Here is a 20,029-nt window from a genome sequence, read left to right on the forward strand (position 1 = left end):
GATAAGCGCATAAACGTTTTAACGTTTATGCGCTATTTTTATTTCGTAACTTAAATTATTTAATAAACTCTATCGTAAAAGGCACAACGTAGTCTTCGCCTTTGAGTACAAATATCATTGCGACGATTGAATAAATGATCATTGCTATACCTAGGATGAACAATAAGACGACGCCTATAAGTACAAAGACTAAAACGGATGCAATAATTGTATAAATAAGATAACTAATTAAGTAATTAAGATAATTTTTACCTTGTTGATCGATAAAAGCAGAATCATCTCTTTTTAATACCCAAATAATGAGTGGCCCTAAGAAAGTTGTGAAAAATGATAATAACCAAATGACCATAGCAATCGTAGTTTCATTATCAGAAACATCTTTAAATGCATGAGGATTTTTAGATTGATTCACCAATTTCATATATCATTTAGCCCCTTTTTGTATGATTTACTTTAAATATATACATTTTAATTATTAAAGTAAATGACTAAATAATAGTAACTAAGGGTTATATTGTTCAAAGTAATTTTAATTATGTAACTGTTTCACGCGAAACGGTTACTTTATTGATAATGAAATCTGCAAGACACTACGAATATTGAATCATCCTTAATTTTGTATATTAATCGGTGTTCTATTGAAACTCTTCTACTGAAATAGCCTTCGTAGTTTCCTTTTAATGCTTCTGGTTTTCCAATACCATCGACACAACCATCTCTTGCAATACTTTTAAGTAAAGCATTCACTTTTTTAAAATAATTTTGATTGTGTTGTTGCCAATATTGATAATCTTTAAATGCTTGAGCTGTAAAAGTTACACTAAACTTACTCATTATCATCAATCTCTATTGTAATTGTTTGGTTATGATTCAATTCCATAATTGATTGATTTAAGTGAGACACATTAGCGAGATTGGATTGAAGGTACATCGTTTCCAACATCGCATTATAATCCTTTTCAGCTAAAATCACTGCATTTTCATTTTCCTTTGTCGTAATAGTGTAAGCCACACTATCCTCGTTCACTTTAGTAATAAGTTCTTTGAAATTCTGTCTAGCGTTTGAATAATTAACTGAAGGCATATTAACAGCTCCTTTAAACGTTGTACAATTTATTGTACAATGATTCCGCTCTGTTGTCATCAATATTTTTTGTCTATAAATCATATTGATGTTTAAAAATGATAAATTCGGACATACATCATATGTAACCATTTTCAAAAGCACTTAATAGAACTAATCATTAATTTTTGGAGGAATGTTTCGCATGACTAAAGAAATTAAACAAAATGTTGGCACAGTTGAAGTTCCTGATACAGTTGAATCTGCAGTTGCTTTAGAGTATTCATTTGTAGAAGCATTAGTGAAATTAGACGTAAATGTAACTGGTATTGCAGATGATAACAATGTAGACAATTTAGACAGTGAAACTCGTAAAAATGTAGGTAGTTATCAATCAGTTGGCCATCGTCAAACACCTAGTGTTGATGACATTAAAAATGCTGAGCCACAAGTGATTTTCGCAGATGAGGATAGACATAAATCTATCTTTGAAGATTTAAATTCAATTGCACCTACAGTATTAGTTAAAAGTTTTGATGCAGACTATAAACAAAACAAAGAATCATTTGATTATATTGCGAAAGTTGTTTCTAAACAAGATGAAGGTAAAACAATTTTAGATAATCATGAAAAAGAAATTAAAGATTTAAGTTCTAAAGTACGTATTGATAAAGATGTTGCTACAATCGCTGGCGTTGTTACTGATCAAGATTTAATCATTCATGCTTCTAAATCTTATGTTGGTCAATTATTAGAAGATGTAGGTTTCAAAGCTGGTATTTCTAAAGAAAATGAAAATGATTTACCTGGTTATATGGGTGCTGATTATCATAAATTACCTATTAGCAAAGTTGCTGAAGTTAATCCAGAACGCTTAATTGTTATGGTAGATGAAGATAACCAAAAAGATTTCAATAACTTTAAAGAGTCAGATGTATGGAATCAATTAGATGCTGTTAAAAACAATCGTGTTCATGAAGTTAATCGTGAAACATGGGCTAAACATCGTGGTTTAGTAGCAGCAGAACAAATTTTAGAAGACATTACACAATTTACTGAGTAATAAAACGTTTAATTGTTTAAAACAATAAAGCATAAAGAAAATGCCCTCTTATCAATTCATTGATAGGAGGGCATTGTTATATCTCATTCAATTACAATGAGTATGAAATTCAATTTATTTATTTTGAGAAGCAAATGCTTTGGCAATTTCACTTAATTTTACTGGTGCATCTTCCACTGCCATTTTTACTTCTACATAGTGCATACGATCGCTATTTGCATTAATTTTTTCAAATACACGCTTTAATTCTTCAGACGTGTTAACATCGTGAACTTCGACATTGTCTCCGCCAAATACTGCAGGTAAAGCTTTATAATCCCACATACGTATATCATTATATGGTTCTTTCATACCATGAATCATTCTCTCAACAGTGTAGCCATCATTATTGATAACAAAGATAACAGGTTTCAAGTTTTGACGTATCATTGTAGATAATGATTGTACCGTTAATTGTAATGAACCATCGCCAATGAGTAAGACATTTCTACGTTGAGGGTCAGCAATTTGAGTACCTAATGTTGCTGGTAACGTATAGCCAATTGAACCCCAAAGTGGTTGACCTATAAATGTATTATTTTTATGCATTGCTAAGTCATATGCACCGAAGAAAGATGTCCCTTGCTCTGCGATTAAGATATCGTCTAATTGTAAGAAATCTTGAATCATGTTGAAGTATGTTTCTTGAATTAATGGCTGATCACTTAGTTCATAATTATTCTTTTGTGGTCTTTCATATTGAGGGTAGTCGTTTTTATTTTCAAAATGAAGATCCTTCAAACCATGTACTAAGCTAGGTAATGTAACGTCATTCGCAACTGTATCATTCATCTTGAAGTTCTTATGATTAATCATCACGACATCATCAATGTCGAATTCGTAAGAGAAGCCAGCTGTTGCTGAGTCAGTTAATTTCGCACCGATATTAAAAATCGCGTCACTGTTATTCACATAATCTTTAATCTTATCTTCAGCAATTTCACCATCAAATACTCCAATATAATGAGGGTTTTCTTCATTAAAGGCACCTTTACCTAGTGATAATTGAGCGACTGGAATATTTGTTTGATTAACAATCTCTTCTAACTCTTTATGCAAGTTGAAACTATTAATTTCATGTCCTGCAATAATAAGTGGTTGGTTCGCTGATTTCAATTTATCTTCAATCATATCAATATATTTTTTAACATCTTGATGAGGCACGTCTTCAGGTTGGAATGTTTCTGAAACTTCGATTTCAGCTAATGCAACATCAATTGGTAAGTGTAAGTGAACTGGTCGACGCTCTTGAATTGCTGCATTGATCAATCTAGGAATTTCAGTTGTTGCATTTTCAGGAGTAATGTAACCTTGAGCAGTTGTAATAGGTTCGAACATCTTTCTGTAATCATCAAATGTACCTTCACCAAGTGAATGGTGTACAAACTTTCCAGCTTCTTCTACTGCACGAGTTGGTGCACCTGTGATAGCTATTACTGGTACACGTTCGGCATAAGAACCTGCAATGCCATTTACTGCACTAAGTTCACCAACACCAAATGTAGTGACCATAGCACCTAAACCATTGATACGTGCATAACCATCTGTGGCATAACTCGCGTTTAATTCATTCGTATTGCCAATCCATTCTATATGTTCATGTGAGATAATATCGTCTAAAAAGGCTAGGTTAAAATCCCCGGGAACACCAAAGACTTTATCTACTCCGGCTGCATAAACTGCGTCCATTAAATATTGTCCTACGCGTTGTTTCATATTCAACTCCACCTTTGTATTGTATTTATATTACATCTAAAATATTATCTGTTATAATAATTAAAGTCAATAAACTTGACCTTTATTGAAAAGTTAAAAAAATCTGAAATTGATGACGAATAGCATTATTTTTATTATAATGACGATATTGAAGAGAAGGGAAAGTACACAAATGTCGATGAATAAAAATGATTATGAACACATGTTATTTTACTTCGCTTACAAAACTTTTATTACAACGGCAGATGAAATTATTGAAGAATATGGTATAAGTCGTCAACATCATCGCTTTTTATTTTTCATCAATAAATTACCAGGCATTACTATTAAAGAATTATTGTTAACTCTAGAAATATCTAAACAAGGCTCTCATGGAACGTTACGTAAATTGAAAGAAGAAGGTTTGATTTATGAAGAAACGTCTGAAGTGGATCGTCGTGTAAAAAAATTATATTCTACACAAAAAGGCGATGCGTTAATTCATAAGTTGAATAAAGCACAAGATGATTTATTTCATCAGACCAAGCAAAATGTTGGTAATGACTGGTATGCTATAATGGAAGAATTAGCGAATTATCGTGAAGGATTTAAAACAGTAGAACATTTAAAGGAAACTGATAAAAGCTGAGACTGTATGAATGACGGTCTCAGCTTTCTTTGTTTTCAAAATATATATAATGATGATTATTGGCTATTCTTTTTAATTAGACTTACAACTAATGCAATAAAACCTACTGGGATTAATAAAATAAGTAATGCAATTAACCCTAAAGCACCTAATACCATTGCGATTCCTCCTCATTTGGTTTAGTTACTTAATTCTAGGTTAATTAAGTAATAAGTGTTATTCAATGATTTGTAGGTTAACTTTCAATAATGTAAGAAATAAAAAAGGTAAGTATGTTTTAAATGTTTACTACAACTAAATAAAAAAGTATTGCTTTTAACAGAAAATGGTATATTATTGTTTTATATTAATTCATTTTTAAGGGGAAATGGTATGAAAATATTAGGACATACTCGTGCATTTTCATTTAGAAAAGTGACTTTGGGAGCAGTCACTGCTTTAATTGGATTAGGCACTATAGGCGCAATGGGTAATCAAGCTCAAGCTAGTACGCACTCGAGTTATTCACAATCTCATCGAACAACGACTAATGGTAAAAGTACATCAACGCAATCGAGGGTTAAAACAACTACAGTTAAACCGAAAGTAACATCTACAAAGGTAGTTAAGCCAGTTCATCAGACAAGCAAAGTTCAAACTACTAAGAAAGTCGTGCCTACTAAACAATCGACTAAGAGTATAAAACCTGTAGTTACGAAAGCACCAACTAAACAAGCTACGAGTAGTAAAACTTCAGTTACTGTATCCAAAGCACCCACAACTTCTACGGGTAAAACGACAACTACTAAGTCAGTTACTACTCGACCAAAATATACATCAGCAGTAAAATCTACATCTACTAAGCCGACAGCTAAAACTTCAACTTCAAGAACATCATCAACATCTAAAAAATCAACTACTACGACTAAAGCAACAAAGTCTACTACAACTACGAAACGTAAGTCGTCATCAACATCGGGAAGTAAGAGTGGAACGACAACATCTCGCACAACAACTCCAAGAAAGTCGACTGCTACTCATACAAGCACATCTACTCGCACAAGTTCGACTAAAAAGTCTACAACATCTACAACAAAGCCATCAACAACAAAATCAACTTCAACGTCGACAAAGCCTATATAATCAACTAAGAAATCAACTACGACAACGACTAAACCTACAACTTCAACAGCGAAGTCTACAACTTCAGCAACAAAATCAACTACGACACCGACAAAACCATCAACATCAACTAAGCAGCCTACTTCAACACCGACAACTACCGTGCCTACCACTAATCAAGAAATGATTGGTACTGCACCAGAAGGACATATAAAAGATAAGTACCAATCAATGACACAACTTGAGAATGAAACGGTGGAAGGTGTAGATTGGAAAAAAGATACAAGAGATAATGGTACGAAAGTACTTATTGTTGCGCCACATGGAGGAAATATTGAACAAGGAACGACAGAAGCAACGAAAGCTTTGGCGGAAAAAGGAAATTATGATTATTTCTCTTTTGAAGCTATAAGACCTAAAAATAATACAGAATTACATGTTACTTCAACGCATTATGATGATCCTACTCTTAACCAAATGATTAAAAATCGCACAGCTACAATTTCTATTCACGGTGCAGCTGGTACAGATCAAATTATTTATTTAGGAGGGCCACGTTCAACTTTAAGAGATGAAATGGGAACACAATTAAAAAGTAGTGGTTTTACAGTGATGGTTCCACCTGATCGTATCGGAGGAGTAAAGAAAAATAACTTTATAAACAGAGAAGAAAACAATACAGGCGTTCAACTTGAACTAACAACTGCACTCAGAAAAGCTTTCTTCAATAATGGTGATACAAGTACTAAGAATCGTTCTAATGAAAGTAATTGGACGCCGCTGATGCAGACATTTGTTGATGCGTTATATACGAGTATCAACAATATTTATCCAAATAATTAATTTTGTAGAAGTAAATTAATTCAAAAACTATATAACAATATTGTCATAATAGGGCTAAAGGATGATTTCGATAGCCCTATTATTTTTTATATTTATAACTAATAGAAATTGTTCAAATTTAATAAATTGATTTGAAATACTTCTTTTATAAATGGTAAGAAGGGAAATGTTTGATTTTGAAAAAGAGAATATCAATAAGTACCTCAAGTAAAATGAAATTATCAATACTTATTTGCTTGGTCATTCTAATAATAGGAATCACTAGCGCCTGTGCTATAACACATGAACATAAGCATTCTGCAACGCATCACTCAAAGTTGCATCATGTACCACTGATTGTAGGTCAAGGAGAAGATAAGGGACAGGCATCCACTGTCAATCTTGAGCCTTCAGAATCAGCACAAGAAGATGTACATCATAAAGACCGTTTTAAATCTATGACTGATTTATTTAAGCATACAAAACGGAATGTGGATTGGAAGAAAGAAGTTAAAAAAGTAGGAAGTCATGTATTAATTATTGCGCCTCACGGAGGAAACATTGAAGCGGGTACCACAGAGTTAACTAAATTAATAGCTAACGATAATCACTATGATTATTTTTCATTTACCGTTTTAAGAAAAAAACATGCTGAAGATTTGCATGTCACTTCAAGTCATTATAATGATCCTACATTATTAAATATGGTTAAATCTAAAGATTATGCAGTTTCCATACATGGTGCTAAAGGGGATAAACCTGTCATTTATCTTGGAGGGTTGGATACACCTTTAATAGAATCAATTAAAAAACAATTAGTCAAACATCATTTTGTTGTTAAAATCGCACCGACTTATTTAGGCGGAGATTTAAAAGAAAATTTCATTAATGAAGATATCAAAGGGAAAGGTGTGCAACTTGAATTAACGACAGCTTTAAGAAAATCTTTGTTTGTGAATGAGAAACTATCCGCGAAATCTAGAATTAATCGAAGTAATTGGTCACCAGCGATGTATCGTTTTTCAGATGCCATTGATAAAGCCGTACAACAAGTTGATGAATCAGGAAAAGATAGATAAAGTGTGGCTATATGAAAGAATATTAAATACAAAAATTAAAATAGTAGAAAATAAAAAATCTCAGAATCGCAAGTGCTTTTCTGAGATTAGTCTCTAATATATTTTAGAAAGTTTTAGCTAGTTCTTTTGCTTCTTCAATGCCGGCTAATTTGATTTCTTCAGCCTTTTCAGGTTCAGCGTTATGACCTTCAATAATAACAGTTTCGTATGAAGGTACACCTAGGAATGTCATAATGTTTCTTAAGTATCGGTCTCCAGATTCAATTTCTGCAGTGGGTCCTTCGCTATAGTATCCGCCTCTAGATTGAATGTGAAGTACCTTTTTATCAGTGAGTAAACCTTGAGGTCCTTCTGAAGTGTATTTAAATGTTTTACCAGCTACTGTAATTGCATCGATATAAGCTTTTAAAACAGGTGGGAATGATAAGTTCCACATTGGGCTAACAAATACGTATTTATCAGCTTCTAAAAATTCATCAAGAATGGCTCCTAAACGAGTAACTTTTTTACTTTCTTCAGAAGTAAGTTCTTCGCCTTTTGCAGCTTTTCCCCAACCAATTAATACATCTTTATCAATATGAGGAATATCTTCAGTAAATAAGTCGATGTGTTTAACTTCATCTCCTGAGTGATTGTCTTGATAAGCGTCGATGAAAGCTTTGCCAGCTGCCATAGAATTTGAAACGAGTTCATCGAGTGGATGAGCTGTAATGTATAATAATTTTGCCATTTTTTAGTTCTATTAAAAATGTTGTATAGTTGATATAATAATTATACTTAGTCGGGGAGATTTCACAATATGTTAAATTAAAAATCATCCTAATGGACTATAAAATAATTCTATATGTGCCTATTTCTACAAGAACACAATTTATTTTCATGAAATTAATATTATCTGAATTTGAAGTTTTTAAAATTAACTTTAAAAAGTGTATAATAGTATTAAAGATTTGAACAGCTTACATGTTCATATTAAGCATCCTAGAAAGGAGTGTAACAGATGAAAAAATTAGCAGTTATTTTAGCATTAGCTGGCGCAGCTTATTATGGTTTTAAAAAATACCAAAACCATGTTAACCAAGCACCAAATATCGAATACTAAAATTTACTTATCAAGTAAGTGATTATATTGAAGATAAAAGACAAAATCCATTTGGATTTTGTCTTTTTTTTGTAAATTTCGGGTATATATATTGATATAGGAAATGAATATCAACTTATTGAAGTAGGGGGCTTTCATTTTCAAAAGCATCAAGAATCCACAATAGTTAAGAAGGGGTGGAAAGATGTCTAAAATTTTACTAACTGGGGCCTCGGGATATATCGGTGGTCACCTTAAAGATAAATTAAAAGATCAACATGAAATCATTGCGATTTCTAGAAATACGAGTAACAAGCAGAATGAGGAGAATGTTACTTGGAAATCTGCAGATTTATTTGATTTAGATGAAATTACTGAAGTAATGGAAGGGATTGATACAGCCATTTATCTCGTCCATTCAATGATGCCATCAGCAAAGTTAACACAAGCTAACTTTGAAGATATGGATGCACTGCTAGCAGATAACTTCGCACGTGCAGCGAAAAAGCAGGGCGTTAAGCATATTGTCTTTATGAGTGGTTTGATTCCAGATGACAATCATTTATCAGCTCATTTAAGAAGTCGTCTTGAATGTGAAAAGATTCTTGGAGATTATGGTATTCCGGTTAGTACATTACGCGCTGGATTAATTATTGGTGCGAAGGGAAGTTCTTATCCGATACTTAAGCGTTTAGTTGAACGTTTACCAGCTATGGTATTACCTAGTTGGGCATATAACAAGATAGCACCAGTAGCGATAGAAGATGTCATAGATGGGTTAGCAGCACTTGTTGAACGCTCTCCATCTGAAAATGAATCTATCGATATTAGTGGGCCTGAGACAATGAATTATAAAGAGTTGATTCAGCGAACAGCTAAAGTATTAGACAAACCATTACCTATGCTTGACTTGCCCATTATACCGATAATTGTAAGTCGTTATTGGGTTCAATTGATTTCAAGTGTACCGAAAGAAATGGTTTATCCGTTAATGAATAGTTTAATTCATGATATGGTACCGCATGATAAACGCATCGTACCTAAATTATCATTAGGAAATATTACATTTGAAGATAGTGTGAAACGTGCTTTAGACGAAGAGAAAGAAGAGAAAAAGAAGAAGGCGAAACAAAGTTCTAGTCACTCTAAATCTAAGAAAGAAGAAATTAGAGATGTGCGCGCCATCACACGATTTGAAATTCCTGATGGATATAGTATTAAAGATGTGACAACGGAATATGCTCGTTTCATAAATAATATTACGTTGCACTTAGTGAAAGGTACGATTAATGAACATGAATTCAATATGAATGTACCATTTATTAATAAATTTATTCTGAAAATGAAAAAAGATGAACATGACTCAAGTGAAGAAATGGCAGTATATCGCATTGTCGGTGGCGATTTAGCACATGCGGATAATGGAGGAAATGCACGTTTCGAATTTCGCAGATTGAGAAATACAAATGAAGGGACTATTGCCCTTCAAGAATATGAACCAACATTACCATGGGTCGTTTATTAAATTAACACAAGCGAAAGCCCATAAAACGGTAATGAACATATTTAAGAATAGAATGGCAAAATTATCAAAACAAAAGAAAGGATCAGGTGAGCAAGATATGACAAGAAATATTATTATTGGTGTTTCAATAGCAGTTGCATTAGTGGCAGGAGGAGCAGGAGCGTTTGCTTTAATTAAGCGCAATCAAATGAAAAAAGAAAGTATGTCAAACGCAGAATTATAAATAGTTGGTAATGACAACTTATTGTACTTCTATCAAGATGAAAATGATCTAAATAGCGTAATGAAAAAATATAAAGAAAACTTAGATTAATAAGCATATCAACCAGTTAGGACACTAAGATGTTCTAACTGGTTTTTCATTAAAAATGACGACCTGGCATATACCAAGTCGTCTTTATCATTAAATATCTGTATTATTGTTGATTTTGATTAGATGTTACATCATTTTTGAAAAAGTCGAAGATGTTTTGAGCACTCTTAGTGTTTTCCATGTTGCCTTTAAACTTGCTAGATCCTGGACCGTAAGCGTAAGTATTCACATCTTCACCAGTATGACCGTTTGTAGTCCATCCAGTGTGGGACGTATCATTAATTGGTTCTTGGATGGCATTTTGTAATTTTGTAGTAGCTTCTGCTACCTTAGGATCTTTATCATCTTTACCTTCTTTTTGAAGTTTGCGTAAATCTTTGGCAGCTTGTTTCACTTTATCCATTTGTTTGCTAGGGAAGTCAATGCCGTAACCTTCTTTGATGACTTTTTCAGGGTCTTTTCCTGCAGCAATTTCTTTAGTCATATACATACCAGAATGTTTCATTTTATGAATAGCTTCTGGATTCCATTTGTAATCTTTACCTTTAGCAATTGTCATACCACCAGTTGAATGGTCAGCTGTTGCTACGACTAAAGTATCTTTGTGTGTTTTCGCATAGTCGATAGAGTTTTGGAATGCTTTTTCAAAGCCTCCCATTTCTGACATTACACCAGTAACATCATTTGGATGTGCAGCTTTATCGATAGAAGCACCTTCAACCATTAAGAAGAAGCCTTTATTGTTCTTATCTAATTTACTTAATGCACTTTGTTCCATATCTACGAGTAAAGGATTTTTAGATGGTGCATCAATTTGAAGAGGCATATCTTTCTCAGAGAAAGTTCCTAATACTTTGTCACTTTGAGAATTAAGAAGTTGTGTTTTATTACTTACTAAATCATAACCGTCTTTTTTGAATTTTTTATCAAGGTTGCCATTTTCTTTACCGAAGTATTTAGAACCGCCACCTAGGAGAACGTCTACTTTATGTTGACCATTAATTTTATCATTATAAAATTGTTGAGCAATTTCATCTTTTTTATCACGAGAGTCAACATGTGATGCGTAAACAGCAGGAGTTGCATCAGTAAGTTCAGCCGTTGTAACTAAACCAGTTGATTTACCTTGCTCTTTAGCTTGTTCTAAAACAGATTTTAATGCCTTTTTATTATTATCAACGCTGATTGCGCCATTGTATGTTTTATGACCAGTCGCGAAAGCAGTTCCGCCCGCAGCTGAATCTGTTACGTTTTCTTTTGGATCATTAGGATATGTACGATTTGTACCTTTAAGGTATTTATCAAATGCAGTTGCATTCATTTTTTTAGCGCCAGGTTGATTTTTATAATAACGATATGCTGTATTGAAAGATGGGCCCATGCCATCGCCAACCATGAAAATAACATTTTTAGGATTCTTAGTATTACCAAATGCTACTGCATCATCTTGTCCTTGCTGTCCTTGAGCATTTTCACCTGGACCCGTACCACTTCCTGAAGCATGTGATACATTTGAAGCACCTAATACAGATGCAGCTACAATAGAACTTGCTATCGTTGTTTTACCAAATTTATTAATGAAACTCATAATTAATGTGCCCCCTAAATAAGTTATGTATTGCATTTTTAAGTATAGGGTATGAACTTTGATTAAAAGTAATTTTTAAGTAAATGAATAGTAAATGTATATAAATTTGAAAAGAATTTAAATTCTAATTGCTTAAAATTAAATTGAGTTATTATACTAAAAGATACAGAGATTACCTTTTTTCATTCAATATATTAGGTCGAACAAATTGTATGAACGTGTTTGTTTAAAAATGTATTTTTTAGATACAAACATGTAAAATAGTGATAAATAGAAATTTTATAATAAAAGGATGAGGACGAAACAGCCTCAAAGAAGGTGAAATAATGATACTTGTTATGTTATCTCCAATATTGATTATTGGATTTATAGCTTTAGGTATTTTTGAAGAAAGAAGAAGAAGTAAAAAAGCTCAAGATCAAAAAGACCAAATTGAAAAAGATAAAAATAAAGTTTATGATTCAGAAGAGAACAAATAGTTAAAGTATGTCGTTGAAAGGTGAACAGTTATGAAGATTCTCATAGTCGAAGATGATTTAGTTATTGCTGAGAGCTTGGCTAATGAACTTTCAAAATGGAATTATGAAGTGAATGTTGTTGAAAACTTTGATCAAATTATGGAAGATTTTCGTGAAACAGAACCACAACTAGTATTATTAGATATCAACTTACCTACACTCAATGGATTTCATTGGTGCCAAGAAATGCGCAAAGAATCTAATGTTCCTATCATGTTTATTAGTTCGAGAACTGATAATATGGATCAAATTATGGCTATTCAAATGGGTGGCGATGACTTTATTGAGAAACCATTCAATTTATCGCTAACAGTAGCGAAGATACAAGCGTTACTTCGCCGTACATACGATTTATCCGTATCAAATGATGAATTAGATGTGAAAGGTTGCAAGTTGATTCTCGATGAGGCGAAACTCGTAAAGGATGATGATGCTGTTCAATTGTCATTAACAGAACTTCAAATTTTGAAAATGTTATTCCAAAATGAAGGAAAATACGTGAGTCGTACAGCATTAATTGAAAAGTGTTGGGAATCTGAAAACTTTATTGATGACAATACCTTAGCAGTTAATATGACTAGATTACGCAAGAAGTTATTATCTATAGGCGTTGATGATTTTATTGAAACTAAGAAAAATGTCGGATATAGGGTTTAATGATTATGTTGCTATCTTTTATAAAATCGATTCGAAATGAGATTACAATTATATTTTGTATATTTTTATTATTTGCATTAATATTTTACTTATTTTCATTACCATTTAGTGCCTTCGGTCTTGCGTTAGGAATCGTATTACTCATCATTTTTATTCATTGGTGGGTAAAGTACCTTGGATTTAAGAGAAATGAGGATCTTAAAGAGAAGATAGATAATTTGGAAAATGAATTAACTGAAGTAAAAAATCGCCAAGTTGAATATCGTAATGATGTGGAAAGTTACTTTTTAACATGGGTACATCAAATTAAGACACCTATCACAGCGTCACAACTATTACTCGAACGTAATGAAGAAAATGTTGTCAATCGCGTAAGACAAGAAATTGTTCAAATTGATAACTATACAAGCTTAGCATTGAGTTATTTAAAATTACTCAACGAAGAATCTGATATGACAATTACATCAGTGACAGTGAATGAATTAATACGTCCGCTAATCATGAAATATCGAATTCAGTTTATCGAACAACATACTAAAATTCACTATGAAAAGTGTGAAGCAACTGTTTTAACGGATGCACAATGGGCGTCTATTATGATAGAACAAATTTTAAATAATGCTTTGAAGTACGCGCGTGGAAAAGACATTTGGATTGAATTTGATTCTGCTAAACAAACATTAATCATTAAAGACAATGGTGTAGGTATTAGTAAAGCAGATATTCCTAAAATATTTGATAAAGGCTATTCTGGTTACAACGGCAGACTTAATGAAGAATCAAGCGGCATAGGATTGTTCATTGTTAAGCATATTTCTAATCATTTGAATCATGAGGTCGATGTAGATTCAGGACTTGGTGAAGGTACGACATTTAAAATACATTTTCCCAACGAAGATTAGCTAACTTTCAAAATTGTAAGTTTGCCAACAATATTTGTAAGAAATTATGAATGTTGTTGGCACTTTTTTATTTTATGATAATAAGTGAAATGAGAAAGGGGCATTCGTGATGTTATTAGAAGTGAAAAACGTAAAAAAAGTATATGGAAGAGGACTTAACTCAACTACCGCATTAAATAATATGAATTTAGAAATTGATGACGGCGAGTTTGTAGCTATCATGGGTGAATCAGGCTCAGGAAAATCTACGCTACTCAATCTTATTGCGACATTCGATAAGGTGACAGAAGGTTTTATTTCGCTTAATGGAACCGCAATCAACAAACTGCGAAATAAAGAAGTTGCCCGTTTTCGAAGAGAAACTTTAGGATTTGTCTTTCAAGATTTTAATGTCTTAAACACTATGACCAATAAAGACAACATTCTAATGCCACTTGTCCTTTCAAATGAACGTCCTAAAACAATGAATGAACGACTTGAAACAATAAGCACTCAATTAGGTATTAATGATTTGTTGGACAAATATCCATACGAAATCTCAGGCGGGCAAAAACAGCGAATTGCTATAGCACGAGCACTCATCGCTCAGCCCAAATTATTACTAGCCGATGAACCTACAGGGGCACTAGACTCCAAAACTTCTAAAAACCTTATGAAATTATTTCGAGAAATTAACCAAAATAATCAAACTATCTTAATGGTGACACATTCTAATATCGATGCGTCATATGCCGAAAGAGTTATTTTTATTAAAGATGGGAAACTTTATCATGAAATCTATCGTGGTGAAGAATCTCGAGATGAATATCAGAAACGGATTGCAGATAGCTTAGCTATCCTAAATGGAAGAGGTGATTAGTGTGACATTCAAGATGATATGGAAAATGATAAAACGTGGGTATGTCACACAACGTCATATTATTGTTCCGTTTATTATTGCTGTGAGTATCATGTTTGGTATTGAGTATATATTAATATCGATAACTCAGAATACGTATACTCAACGACATAGCGTCACACTTCCGCTATTTGCTGTTTTAGGTAATGTACTCATGTCTATGTTGACGTTAATATTTGTTGTATATGCTAATAACTTTGTAATTAAAAGAAGGCAACGAGAATTTGCTGTGTACATGATTTTAGGGATGGAGAAAAAACATATAAAAGTTTCTTTGGTTATTGAATCTTTGATCAATTTCGTAATTATTAGTTGTATAAGTTTAATTGGGGGATACTTGTTCGGCTCTTTATTTTTTATGCTTATAAGTAAAATATGGATAGGGAAGAGTGCAAGTTTAATTGATTACCCATTTGATATTAGAGCAATGTGGATAACTTTAATCATGCTAGTAGTAGTTTTAGGCGTACTTAATGTTATTAATATTATAAAGGTAACCTTTCAAAGTCCACTCAAATTAGTTAACCAAAATAGCAAAAAAACTGGAAAAACGTCTAAAATTTTTACTTACATTTCATTGTTGTTAGGAATTCTTCTAACTGGGTTTGGGTATAGTATTGCCTTACAGAACAATACTATGATTGGTTCATTAGCGAGTATATTTGTAGCTATGCTTAGTGTTTTTATAGGAACATACTTCCTCTTTATATCTTTAAGCGTATTAATATTAGATTGGTTAAAAAGAATACCTAACTTTTATTACAAGACTAATAATTTTTTTACTGTATCTAATTTGAGAAGTAGATTAAAATCTAACGCAGTAAGCTTAGCTACTATATCATTATTAGCTACATTCCTCATAGTTACTTTAGGTATGACAATTCACACTTATAGAGGTTTCAATGAACGAATAGATCAAATATGGCCAAATGAATATTTTATCAGCCTGAGTGGAGATGTTCATAAAGATAAAAAAGTAAAAAAAATAATGGATTCATTAGAAAATGATATTCAAAGGCACGTTAAAACCGATACCTTTAAAATGTATAGTCTAAAAAGCAATAAGGCTGAATTTGTAAATAATAAAAATAACACTATATTAAGGCCGAACTCAAAAAAGTTTGATGGTCGTTTATTCTATTTATCTAAAGAATTACCTCACTATATTACGACATATTTTATGACACTTAATGATTATAATAAATATCATCCTAACTTAAGTCTTAAAAGTAATGAGATAGCAATTAATACAGATAATTCCGTTTTAAATAAGACAGATAAAATAAAAATCAATGGAACTGAATATAGGTTGAAGCATATTAAGAAAATGAATATAAATACGCTATCAAATTTTATGGACGGTGCTTATTTAGTAACGAAAAATAATAAAATTAAAGAAAAGTTATATAATTATCTAAATAATTTTTCTAAAGATGATGACTACTATCCACGATCTTTTTTAGAATTCAATGTTATGGGGGATAAAAAACTCAGTGCTTCTCAAATAAATAAAATAAATAAAAATAGCAATAATGGAGCGTTTGTAGAGGATAGACCCAGATTTGAAAAGGAGTGGACTGGCGTTAATGGCGGATTGATATTTGTCGGGACTGTGGTATCCTTCGTATTATTCATCGCTATCTTCCTAATGATGTATTACAAACAAATTTCTGAAGGTTATGATGATAGACGTGAATATGAAGTAATGAGAAAAATTGGACTTGAACAAGACTTAATTAAGAAAATTATCAATAAACAAATTATATGGATATTTTCAATACCTGTTATTGTAGCAATTATCCATACCTTAGTTGCTTCCAAAATTATTTTTAATCTTCTTGGATTTATAACACCTAAAAATAGTGGAGCATTTGCTACAAGCTTTATAGGAGTTACTTTAGCATTTATAGCTATTTATTCTCTTATGTACTGGGTAACTTCACGTATTTACTATATGATCATTAATAATAAACATTAATATTTCAAAGGCTAAGACATGATTATCTGTCTTAGTCTTTTTTATACGCTATAAAACTTGAATTTCTAGCGCTAATATTGTTTTAAATTTAATTGAAATGACCTTTATATTTTCATAAAATTAATAAATTCAAATTAAATGTTAAATTCTTTTTTTAATTTTTAAGAATAAATCTAAATTTTTAGGGTATTAAACAAATATCTTGCAAAGGAGGAATTATAAACATGATAAAACGTACTGTTGAAAAAGTTCTATCTTGGATAGGAAATATACTCCATCTTCTATACTTAGGTTTTATTGCTTTAATGGTTTCAATGATGGGTAATAAAGATTTTAAACATGAAATGATTCATAATACTCAAGATTCAAATCAAGGTGTATCATCTGACCAACTTAATCAGTCATATGGAATGTTATCAAGTATGGGTACATGGTACATCATTGGTTTTATAGTATTATTAATTCTTGCAATTATTGCTACATTATTAATCGGTAAAAAATCTAAAATTGCAGGTATCATCTTATTAATCGTAGGTGTTATTGCGTTACTTACTTCAAGTTTCTTAGCAGGTATTTTATGGATAATTGCAGGTATCATGCTATTAGCACGTAAACCTAAAAATGATCCAAATCAATACAATGATAATCATAATGCCTATGCAAATAATGAGCACCATAAAAATAACAATCATAATGAATATGACAGAAACAATAATTACAATAACAATCATAATGAATATGATAGAAATCATAGTCACGACGACAATCATCATAATCATGATCGCCATAATGCTCATGACAATTATCAAAATAATGAGCACTATGAAAATGGTGACAGACAAGTTAATGAGAAGAATAACTCATTTATTTTATCTGATGATGACAAAAAACATGAACAACAAGAAATTAAAGATCAATATTCACACAATAGTGACAGAGAGTCTCATGATTTTAACTCTAATGACACTAAACGTGATGATTTTATTAAAGAAGAAGAGCGTCATCGTAAAAACGAAAAAGAAGACGATCCATTTAAATATTAAATTAATAACTGTATAAGTTTATTAAGTACAAAGACCGATCCACCAAAATGAGTGGGTCGGTTTTTTCAATATCTATAAATATATGATGAACGAGTTTCTTCCTATTATATAATATAAAACTTTGAACAGATTTATTATCGAAAATGAAATTTACATACAACTATTGAAAATGTTAATGAATTAGTCTAGAATTTTTCAATGCACACAATTCAATGTACATTTAAAAACGAAGCTTAAATGATTATATTTAAGTCTATATATTTTTGCATGCTAATGTTCAAAATGATTGAGGGAGGAATTATTGAGGATGAATTGGATATCGATACTCTTATTCATTCTGGTGGTAGGTGGTATTTCATTATACGCTTATCTACAATCGAAAAAAGTTAAAACAGATAGTTCAGATGGTTACTTTATGGGAGGTAACAGTCTGACAGGATTTACAGTTGCTTCGACGATTATTATGACTAATTTATCTACGGAGCAAATCGTGGGACAGAATGGACAAAGTTATTCACAAGGTATGGAAGTTATGGCATGGGAGGTTACTGCAGCTGTAGTGGTTGTACTATTAGCTTGGGTCTTCTTACCTAAATATTTACAATATGGTGTTACGACTATATCTGAATTCTTAGAATTAAGATATGATACTTTTACTAAGCGATTTGTATCTATCTTATTTATTTTCACATACGTCGTTTCATTCTTACCCGTTGTACTTTACTCTGGTTCACTCGTGTTCAACAAAATGTTTAACATTGATAAATATTTAGGAGTAAGTAGTACAACTGCCGTTATCATTATTTCCTTGGTCATAGGCGTTGTAGGAATCATCTATTTATTTGTCGGTGGTTTATCTCTTAGCGCATTCAGTGACTCTATTTATGGTATGGCGCTTATTATCGGAGGACTTGCGATTACAATTCTAGGTCTCGGACATCTAGGTGACGGTAATTTTATCCATGGTTTCGATAAAATGGTTCAAAAAACGCCAGAGAAATTGAATGGCTTCGGTAAAATCGATTCTGATATTGTGCCATGGCCTACGTTATTCTTCGGTATGTTCTTCAACAATTTATTCTTTTGGTGCGCAAACCAAATGATTGTTCAAAAAGCGCTTGCTGCTAAGAACTTAAAGGAATCACAAAAAGGTGCTATTTACTTAAGTTTATTCAAGGTATTCGGGCCTTTATTTACAGTGCTTCCAGGAGTAGTTGCATACAACTACTTTAATGGCAGTATTAAAACTCCAGACAATGCGTATCCAGCGCTTGTAAGTTCAGTACTACCTGATTGGGCTTTCGGTTTATTTGGTGCCGTGATTTTCGGTGCAATCTTAAGCTCATTTGTAGGTTCATTAAACAGTACAACGACATTACTTACGCTTGATTTTTATAAACCCATCTTTGGAAAGAATAAATCTGATAAACATATTGCACGTGTAGGTCACATTGCGACAATCGTTATTGGCGCAATTGTAGTAGGGCTTGCGCCAGTCATTTCATTATTCCCAAGTGGTTTATACGCTGTTGTACAACAATTCAATGGTGTTTACAGTATGCCAGTACTCGTACTTGTGTTAGTCGCATTCTATTCTAAGAAGACATCTAAATTAGGTGCTAAAGTTGCACTTGCTACGCACATTGTAATATATGCGATTGTGAGTCTCGTATTTACAGAAATTAACTATCTATATACATTCAGCGTATTATTCTTTGTAGATTTAATTATTGTATTAATTTTCAATAAGATTAAACCTTCTAGTGAATATGACTTAAAATCACGTCAAGAACAGGTCGATATGACACCATGGAAATATCGCTATGTTGCTGGAATAATTATCTTGGCATTAGTGGTAATAAGTTATATCATCTTTTCACCACTCGTACTTGCGAAATAAATGTTACAATTGGAACTTGATAAATGAATGAATAGAAGTGTACGTTGGCACGCTAGAGGTAGTGTTAACGTACACTTTATCTATATTAAATTTAATTTTCCTGAAAATGAAAAAC

General features: G+C 32.1%; 20 protein-coding genes and 1 pseudogene. 14 read left to right on the plus strand and 7 right to left on the minus strand.

The window, feature by feature from the left end; all coding sequences use genetic code 11:
- Window positions 1-55: 55 nt before the first annotated feature.
- From V6C74_RS01185 to V6C74_RS01195, 3 genes are all read right to left on the minus strand, one after another.
- Window positions 56-421: a DUF4870 domain-containing protein gene (locus V6C74_RS01185; RefSeq protein WP_002454140.1), complete on the minus strand. Its 366-nt coding sequence runs from the start codon at window positions 419-421 to the stop codon at window positions 56-58.
- Between the two features lie 143 nt (window positions 422-564).
- On the minus strand, window positions 565-834 hold the full coding sequence (locus tag V6C74_RS01190) for a Txe/YoeB family addiction module toxin (RefSeq protein WP_002436254.1): 270 nt from the start codon (window positions 832-834) through the stop codon (window positions 565-567).
- The gene (locus tag V6C74_RS01195; protein WP_002436168.1) at window positions 827-1,084 is read right to left on the minus strand and encodes a type II toxin-antitoxin system Phd/YefM family antitoxin; all 258 of its coding nucleotides are present in this window, start codon (window positions 1,082-1,084) and stop codon (window positions 827-829) included. The genes V6C74_RS01190 and V6C74_RS01195 overlap by 8 nt, the downstream gene beginning before the upstream one ends.
- Window positions 1,085-1,268: 184 nt before the next feature.
- On the opposite strand from V6C74_RS01195, the gene V6C74_RS01200 reads away from it, so the two are divergent.
- On the plus strand, window positions 1,269-2,126 hold the full coding sequence (locus V6C74_RS01200; RefSeq protein ID WP_002454139.1) for an ABC transporter substrate-binding protein: 858 nt from the start codon (window positions 1,269-1,271) through the stop codon (window positions 2,124-2,126).
- Between the two features lie 114 nt (window positions 2,127-2,240).
- Here V6C74_RS01200 and V6C74_RS01205 read toward each other — a convergent pair whose 3' ends face one another.
- A complete protein-coding gene (locus V6C74_RS01205; RefSeq protein WP_002454138.1) occupies window positions 2,241-3,881 on the minus strand; it encodes an alpha-keto acid decarboxylase family protein in 1,641 nt (546 codons plus the stop codon).
- Between the two features lie 172 nt (window positions 3,882-4,053).
- Here V6C74_RS01205 and V6C74_RS01210 point away from each other — a divergent pair, with 172 nt between their 5' ends.
- Together V6C74_RS01210 and V6C74_RS01215 are read left to right on the plus strand one after the other, a co-directional pair.
- Window positions 4,054-4,509: a MarR family winged helix-turn-helix transcriptional regulator gene (locus V6C74_RS01210; protein ID WP_002454137.1), complete on the plus strand. Its 456-nt coding sequence runs from the start codon at window positions 4,054-4,056 to the stop codon at window positions 4,507-4,509.
- A 372-nt stretch (window positions 4,510-4,881) separates the two neighbouring features.
- Window positions 4,882-5,631, plus strand: coding sequence for a hypothetical protein (locus V6C74_RS01215; RefSeq protein WP_029625748.1), 750 nt, complete (start codon window positions 4,882-4,884; stop codon window positions 5,629-5,631).
- Here V6C74_RS01215 and V6C74_RS01220 read toward each other — a convergent pair.
- Complete coding sequence (locus tag V6C74_RS01220) at window positions 5,526-5,783, minus strand: hypothetical protein (RefSeq protein WP_016898538.1); 258 nt, start codon at window positions 5,781-5,783, stop codon at window positions 5,526-5,528. The genes V6C74_RS01215 and V6C74_RS01220 overlap by 106 nt on opposite strands.
- On the opposite strand from V6C74_RS01220, the gene V6C74_RS01225 reads away from it, so the two are divergent.
- Together V6C74_RS01225 and V6C74_RS01230 are read left to right on the plus strand one after the other, a co-directional pair.
- A complete protein-coding gene (locus tag V6C74_RS01225; RefSeq protein WP_002454134.1) occupies window positions 5,773-6,453 on the plus strand; it encodes a poly-gamma-glutamate hydrolase family protein in 681 nt (226 codons plus the stop codon). The two genes, V6C74_RS01220 and V6C74_RS01225, sit on opposite strands and share 11 nt — an antisense overlap.
- 212 nt (window positions 6,454-6,665) lie before the next feature.
- On the plus strand, window positions 6,666-7,511 hold the full coding sequence (locus V6C74_RS01230) for a poly-gamma-glutamate hydrolase family protein (RefSeq protein WP_002454133.1): 846 nt from the start codon (window positions 6,666-6,668) through the stop codon (window positions 7,509-7,511).
- 103 nt (window positions 7,512-7,614) lie between these two features.
- On the opposite strand, the gene V6C74_RS01235 is transcribed toward V6C74_RS01230, so the two are convergent.
- Complete coding sequence (locus V6C74_RS01235; RefSeq protein ID WP_002454132.1) at window positions 7,615-8,241, minus strand: FMN-dependent NADH-azoreductase; 627 nt, start codon at window positions 8,239-8,241, stop codon at window positions 7,615-7,617.
- A gap of 270 nt (window positions 8,242-8,511) precedes the next feature.
- Between V6C74_RS01235 and V6C74_RS01240 the strand changes: the two genes are divergently transcribed.
- Both V6C74_RS01240 and V6C74_RS01245 read left to right on the plus strand, forming a co-directional pair.
- Window positions 8,512-8,613, plus strand: a complete 102-nt coding sequence (locus V6C74_RS01240) for an SE2200 family small protein (protein ID WP_016898541.1) — start codon at window positions 8,512-8,514, stop codon at window positions 8,611-8,613.
- A 184-nt stretch (window positions 8,614-8,797) separates the two neighbouring features.
- Window positions 8,798-10,340: pseudogene (locus tag V6C74_RS01245) on the plus strand (NAD(P)H-binding protein).
- A gap of 193 nt (window positions 10,341-10,533) precedes the next feature.
- Here V6C74_RS01245 and V6C74_RS01250 read toward each other — a convergent pair.
- Window positions 10,534-12,018 (minus strand): alkaline phosphatase, encoded by a 1,485-nt coding sequence (locus V6C74_RS01250; protein ID WP_002454130.1) that lies wholly within the window; start codon window positions 12,016-12,018, stop codon window positions 10,534-10,536.
- 326 nt (window positions 12,019-12,344) lie between these two features.
- Here V6C74_RS01250 and V6C74_RS01255 point away from each other — a divergent pair, with 326 nt between their 5' ends.
- The 7 genes from V6C74_RS01255 to V6C74_RS01285 all read left to right on the plus strand — a co-directional run bounded on the left by V6C74_RS01255 (window position 12,345) and on the right by V6C74_RS01285 (window position 19,914).
- A complete protein-coding gene (locus tag V6C74_RS01255) occupies window positions 12,345-12,497 on the plus strand; it encodes a hypothetical protein (RefSeq protein ID WP_002436229.1) in 153 nt (50 codons plus the stop codon).
- A gap of 30 nt (window positions 12,498-12,527) precedes the next feature.
- Window positions 12,528-13,193 (plus strand): response regulator transcription factor, encoded by a 666-nt coding sequence (locus V6C74_RS01260; protein WP_002436233.1) that lies wholly within the window; start codon window positions 12,528-12,530, stop codon window positions 13,191-13,193.
- Between the two features lie 5 nt (window positions 13,194-13,198).
- The gene (locus tag V6C74_RS01265; protein ID WP_002454129.1) at window positions 13,199-14,095 is read left to right on the plus strand and encodes a sensor histidine kinase; all 897 of its coding nucleotides are present in this window, start codon (window positions 13,199-13,201) and stop codon (window positions 14,093-14,095) included.
- A 109-nt stretch (window positions 14,096-14,204) separates the two neighbouring features.
- Window positions 14,205-14,954 carry an ABC transporter ATP-binding protein gene (locus V6C74_RS01270; RefSeq protein WP_002436183.1) on the plus strand — a complete coding sequence of 250 codons (750 nt, stop codon included), beginning with the start codon at window positions 14,205-14,207 and terminating at the stop codon, window positions 14,952-14,954.
- Between the two features lies 1 nt (window position 14,955).
- Complete coding sequence (locus tag V6C74_RS01275; protein WP_002454128.1) at window positions 14,956-16,971, plus strand: ABC transporter permease; 2,016 nt, start codon at window positions 14,956-14,958, stop codon at window positions 16,969-16,971.
- Window positions 16,972-17,195: 224 nt separating this feature from the next.
- On the plus strand, window positions 17,196-18,014 hold the full coding sequence (locus tag V6C74_RS01280) for a DUF4064 domain-containing protein (RefSeq protein WP_064262697.1): 819 nt from the start codon (window positions 17,196-17,198) through the stop codon (window positions 18,012-18,014).
- Window positions 18,015-18,321: 307 nt separating this feature from the next.
- Window positions 18,322-19,914 carry a solute:sodium symporter family transporter gene (locus tag V6C74_RS01285; RefSeq protein ID WP_002454126.1) on the plus strand — a complete coding sequence of 531 codons (1,593 nt, stop codon included), beginning with the start codon at window positions 18,322-18,324 and terminating at the stop codon, window positions 19,912-19,914.
- Window positions 19,915-20,029: the final 115 nt, after the last annotated feature.

The organism is Staphylococcus capitis subsp. capitis, assembly GCF_040739495.1.
GTDB classification, from domain to species: Bacteria; Bacillota; Bacilli; order Staphylococcales; family Staphylococcaceae; genus Staphylococcus; species Staphylococcus capitis.

Excerpts from the sequence above, each read along its gene's own strand:
- V6C74_RS01185 (WP_002454140.1), bottom strand. The coding sequence starts at position 421 with ATGAAATTGGTGAATCAATCTAAAAATCCTCATGCATTTAAAGATGTT.
- V6C74_RS01190 (WP_002436254.1), bottom strand. The coding sequence starts at position 834 with ATGAGTAAGTTTAGTGTAACTTTTACAGCTCAAGCATTTAAAGATTAT.
- V6C74_RS01195 (WP_002436168.1), bottom strand. The coding sequence starts at position 1,084 with ATGCCTTCAGTTAATTATTCAAACGCTAGACAGAATTTCAAAGAACTT.
- V6C74_RS01200 (WP_002454139.1), top strand. The coding sequence starts at position 1,269 with ATGACTAAAGAAATTAAACAAAATGTTGGCACAGTTGAAGTTCCTGAT.
- V6C74_RS01205 (WP_002454138.1), bottom strand. The coding sequence starts at position 3,881 with ATGAAACAACGCGTAGGACAATATTTAATGGACGCAGTTTATGCAGCC.
- V6C74_RS01210 (WP_002454137.1), top strand. The coding sequence starts at position 4,054 with ATGTCGATGAATAAAAATGATTATGAACACATGTTATTTTACTTCGCT.
- V6C74_RS01215 (WP_029625748.1), top strand. The coding sequence starts at position 4,882 with ATGAAAATATTAGGACATACTCGTGCATTTTCATTTAGAAAAGTGACT.
- V6C74_RS01230 (WP_002454133.1), top strand. The coding sequence starts at position 6,666 with ATGAAATTATCAATACTTATTTGCTTGGTCATTCTAATAATAGGAATC.
- V6C74_RS01235 (WP_002454132.1), bottom strand. The coding sequence starts at position 8,241 with ATGGCAAAATTATTATACATTACAGCTCATCCACTCGATGAACTCGTT.
- V6C74_RS01240 (WP_016898541.1), top strand. The coding sequence starts at position 8,512 with ATGAAAAAATTAGCAGTTATTTTAGCATTAGCTGGCGCAGCTTATTAT.
- V6C74_RS01250 (WP_002454130.1), bottom strand. The coding sequence starts at position 12,018 with ATGAGTTTCATTAATAAATTTGGTAAAACAACGATAGCAAGTTCTATT.
- V6C74_RS01255 (WP_002436229.1), top strand. The coding sequence starts at position 12,345 with ATGATACTTGTTATGTTATCTCCAATATTGATTATTGGATTTATAGCT.
- V6C74_RS01260 (WP_002436233.1), top strand. The coding sequence starts at position 12,528 with ATGAAGATTCTCATAGTCGAAGATGATTTAGTTATTGCTGAGAGCTTG.
- V6C74_RS01265 (WP_002454129.1), top strand. The coding sequence starts at position 13,199 with ATGTTGCTATCTTTTATAAAATCGATTCGAAATGAGATTACAATTATA.
- V6C74_RS01270 (WP_002436183.1), top strand. The coding sequence starts at position 14,205 with ATGTTATTAGAAGTGAAAAACGTAAAAAAAGTATATGGAAGAGGACTT.
- V6C74_RS01280 (WP_064262697.1), top strand. The coding sequence starts at position 17,196 with ATGATAAAACGTACTGTTGAAAAAGTTCTATCTTGGATAGGAAATATA.
- V6C74_RS01285 (WP_002454126.1), top strand. The coding sequence starts at position 18,322 with ATGAATTGGATATCGATACTCTTATTCATTCTGGTGGTAGGTGGTATT.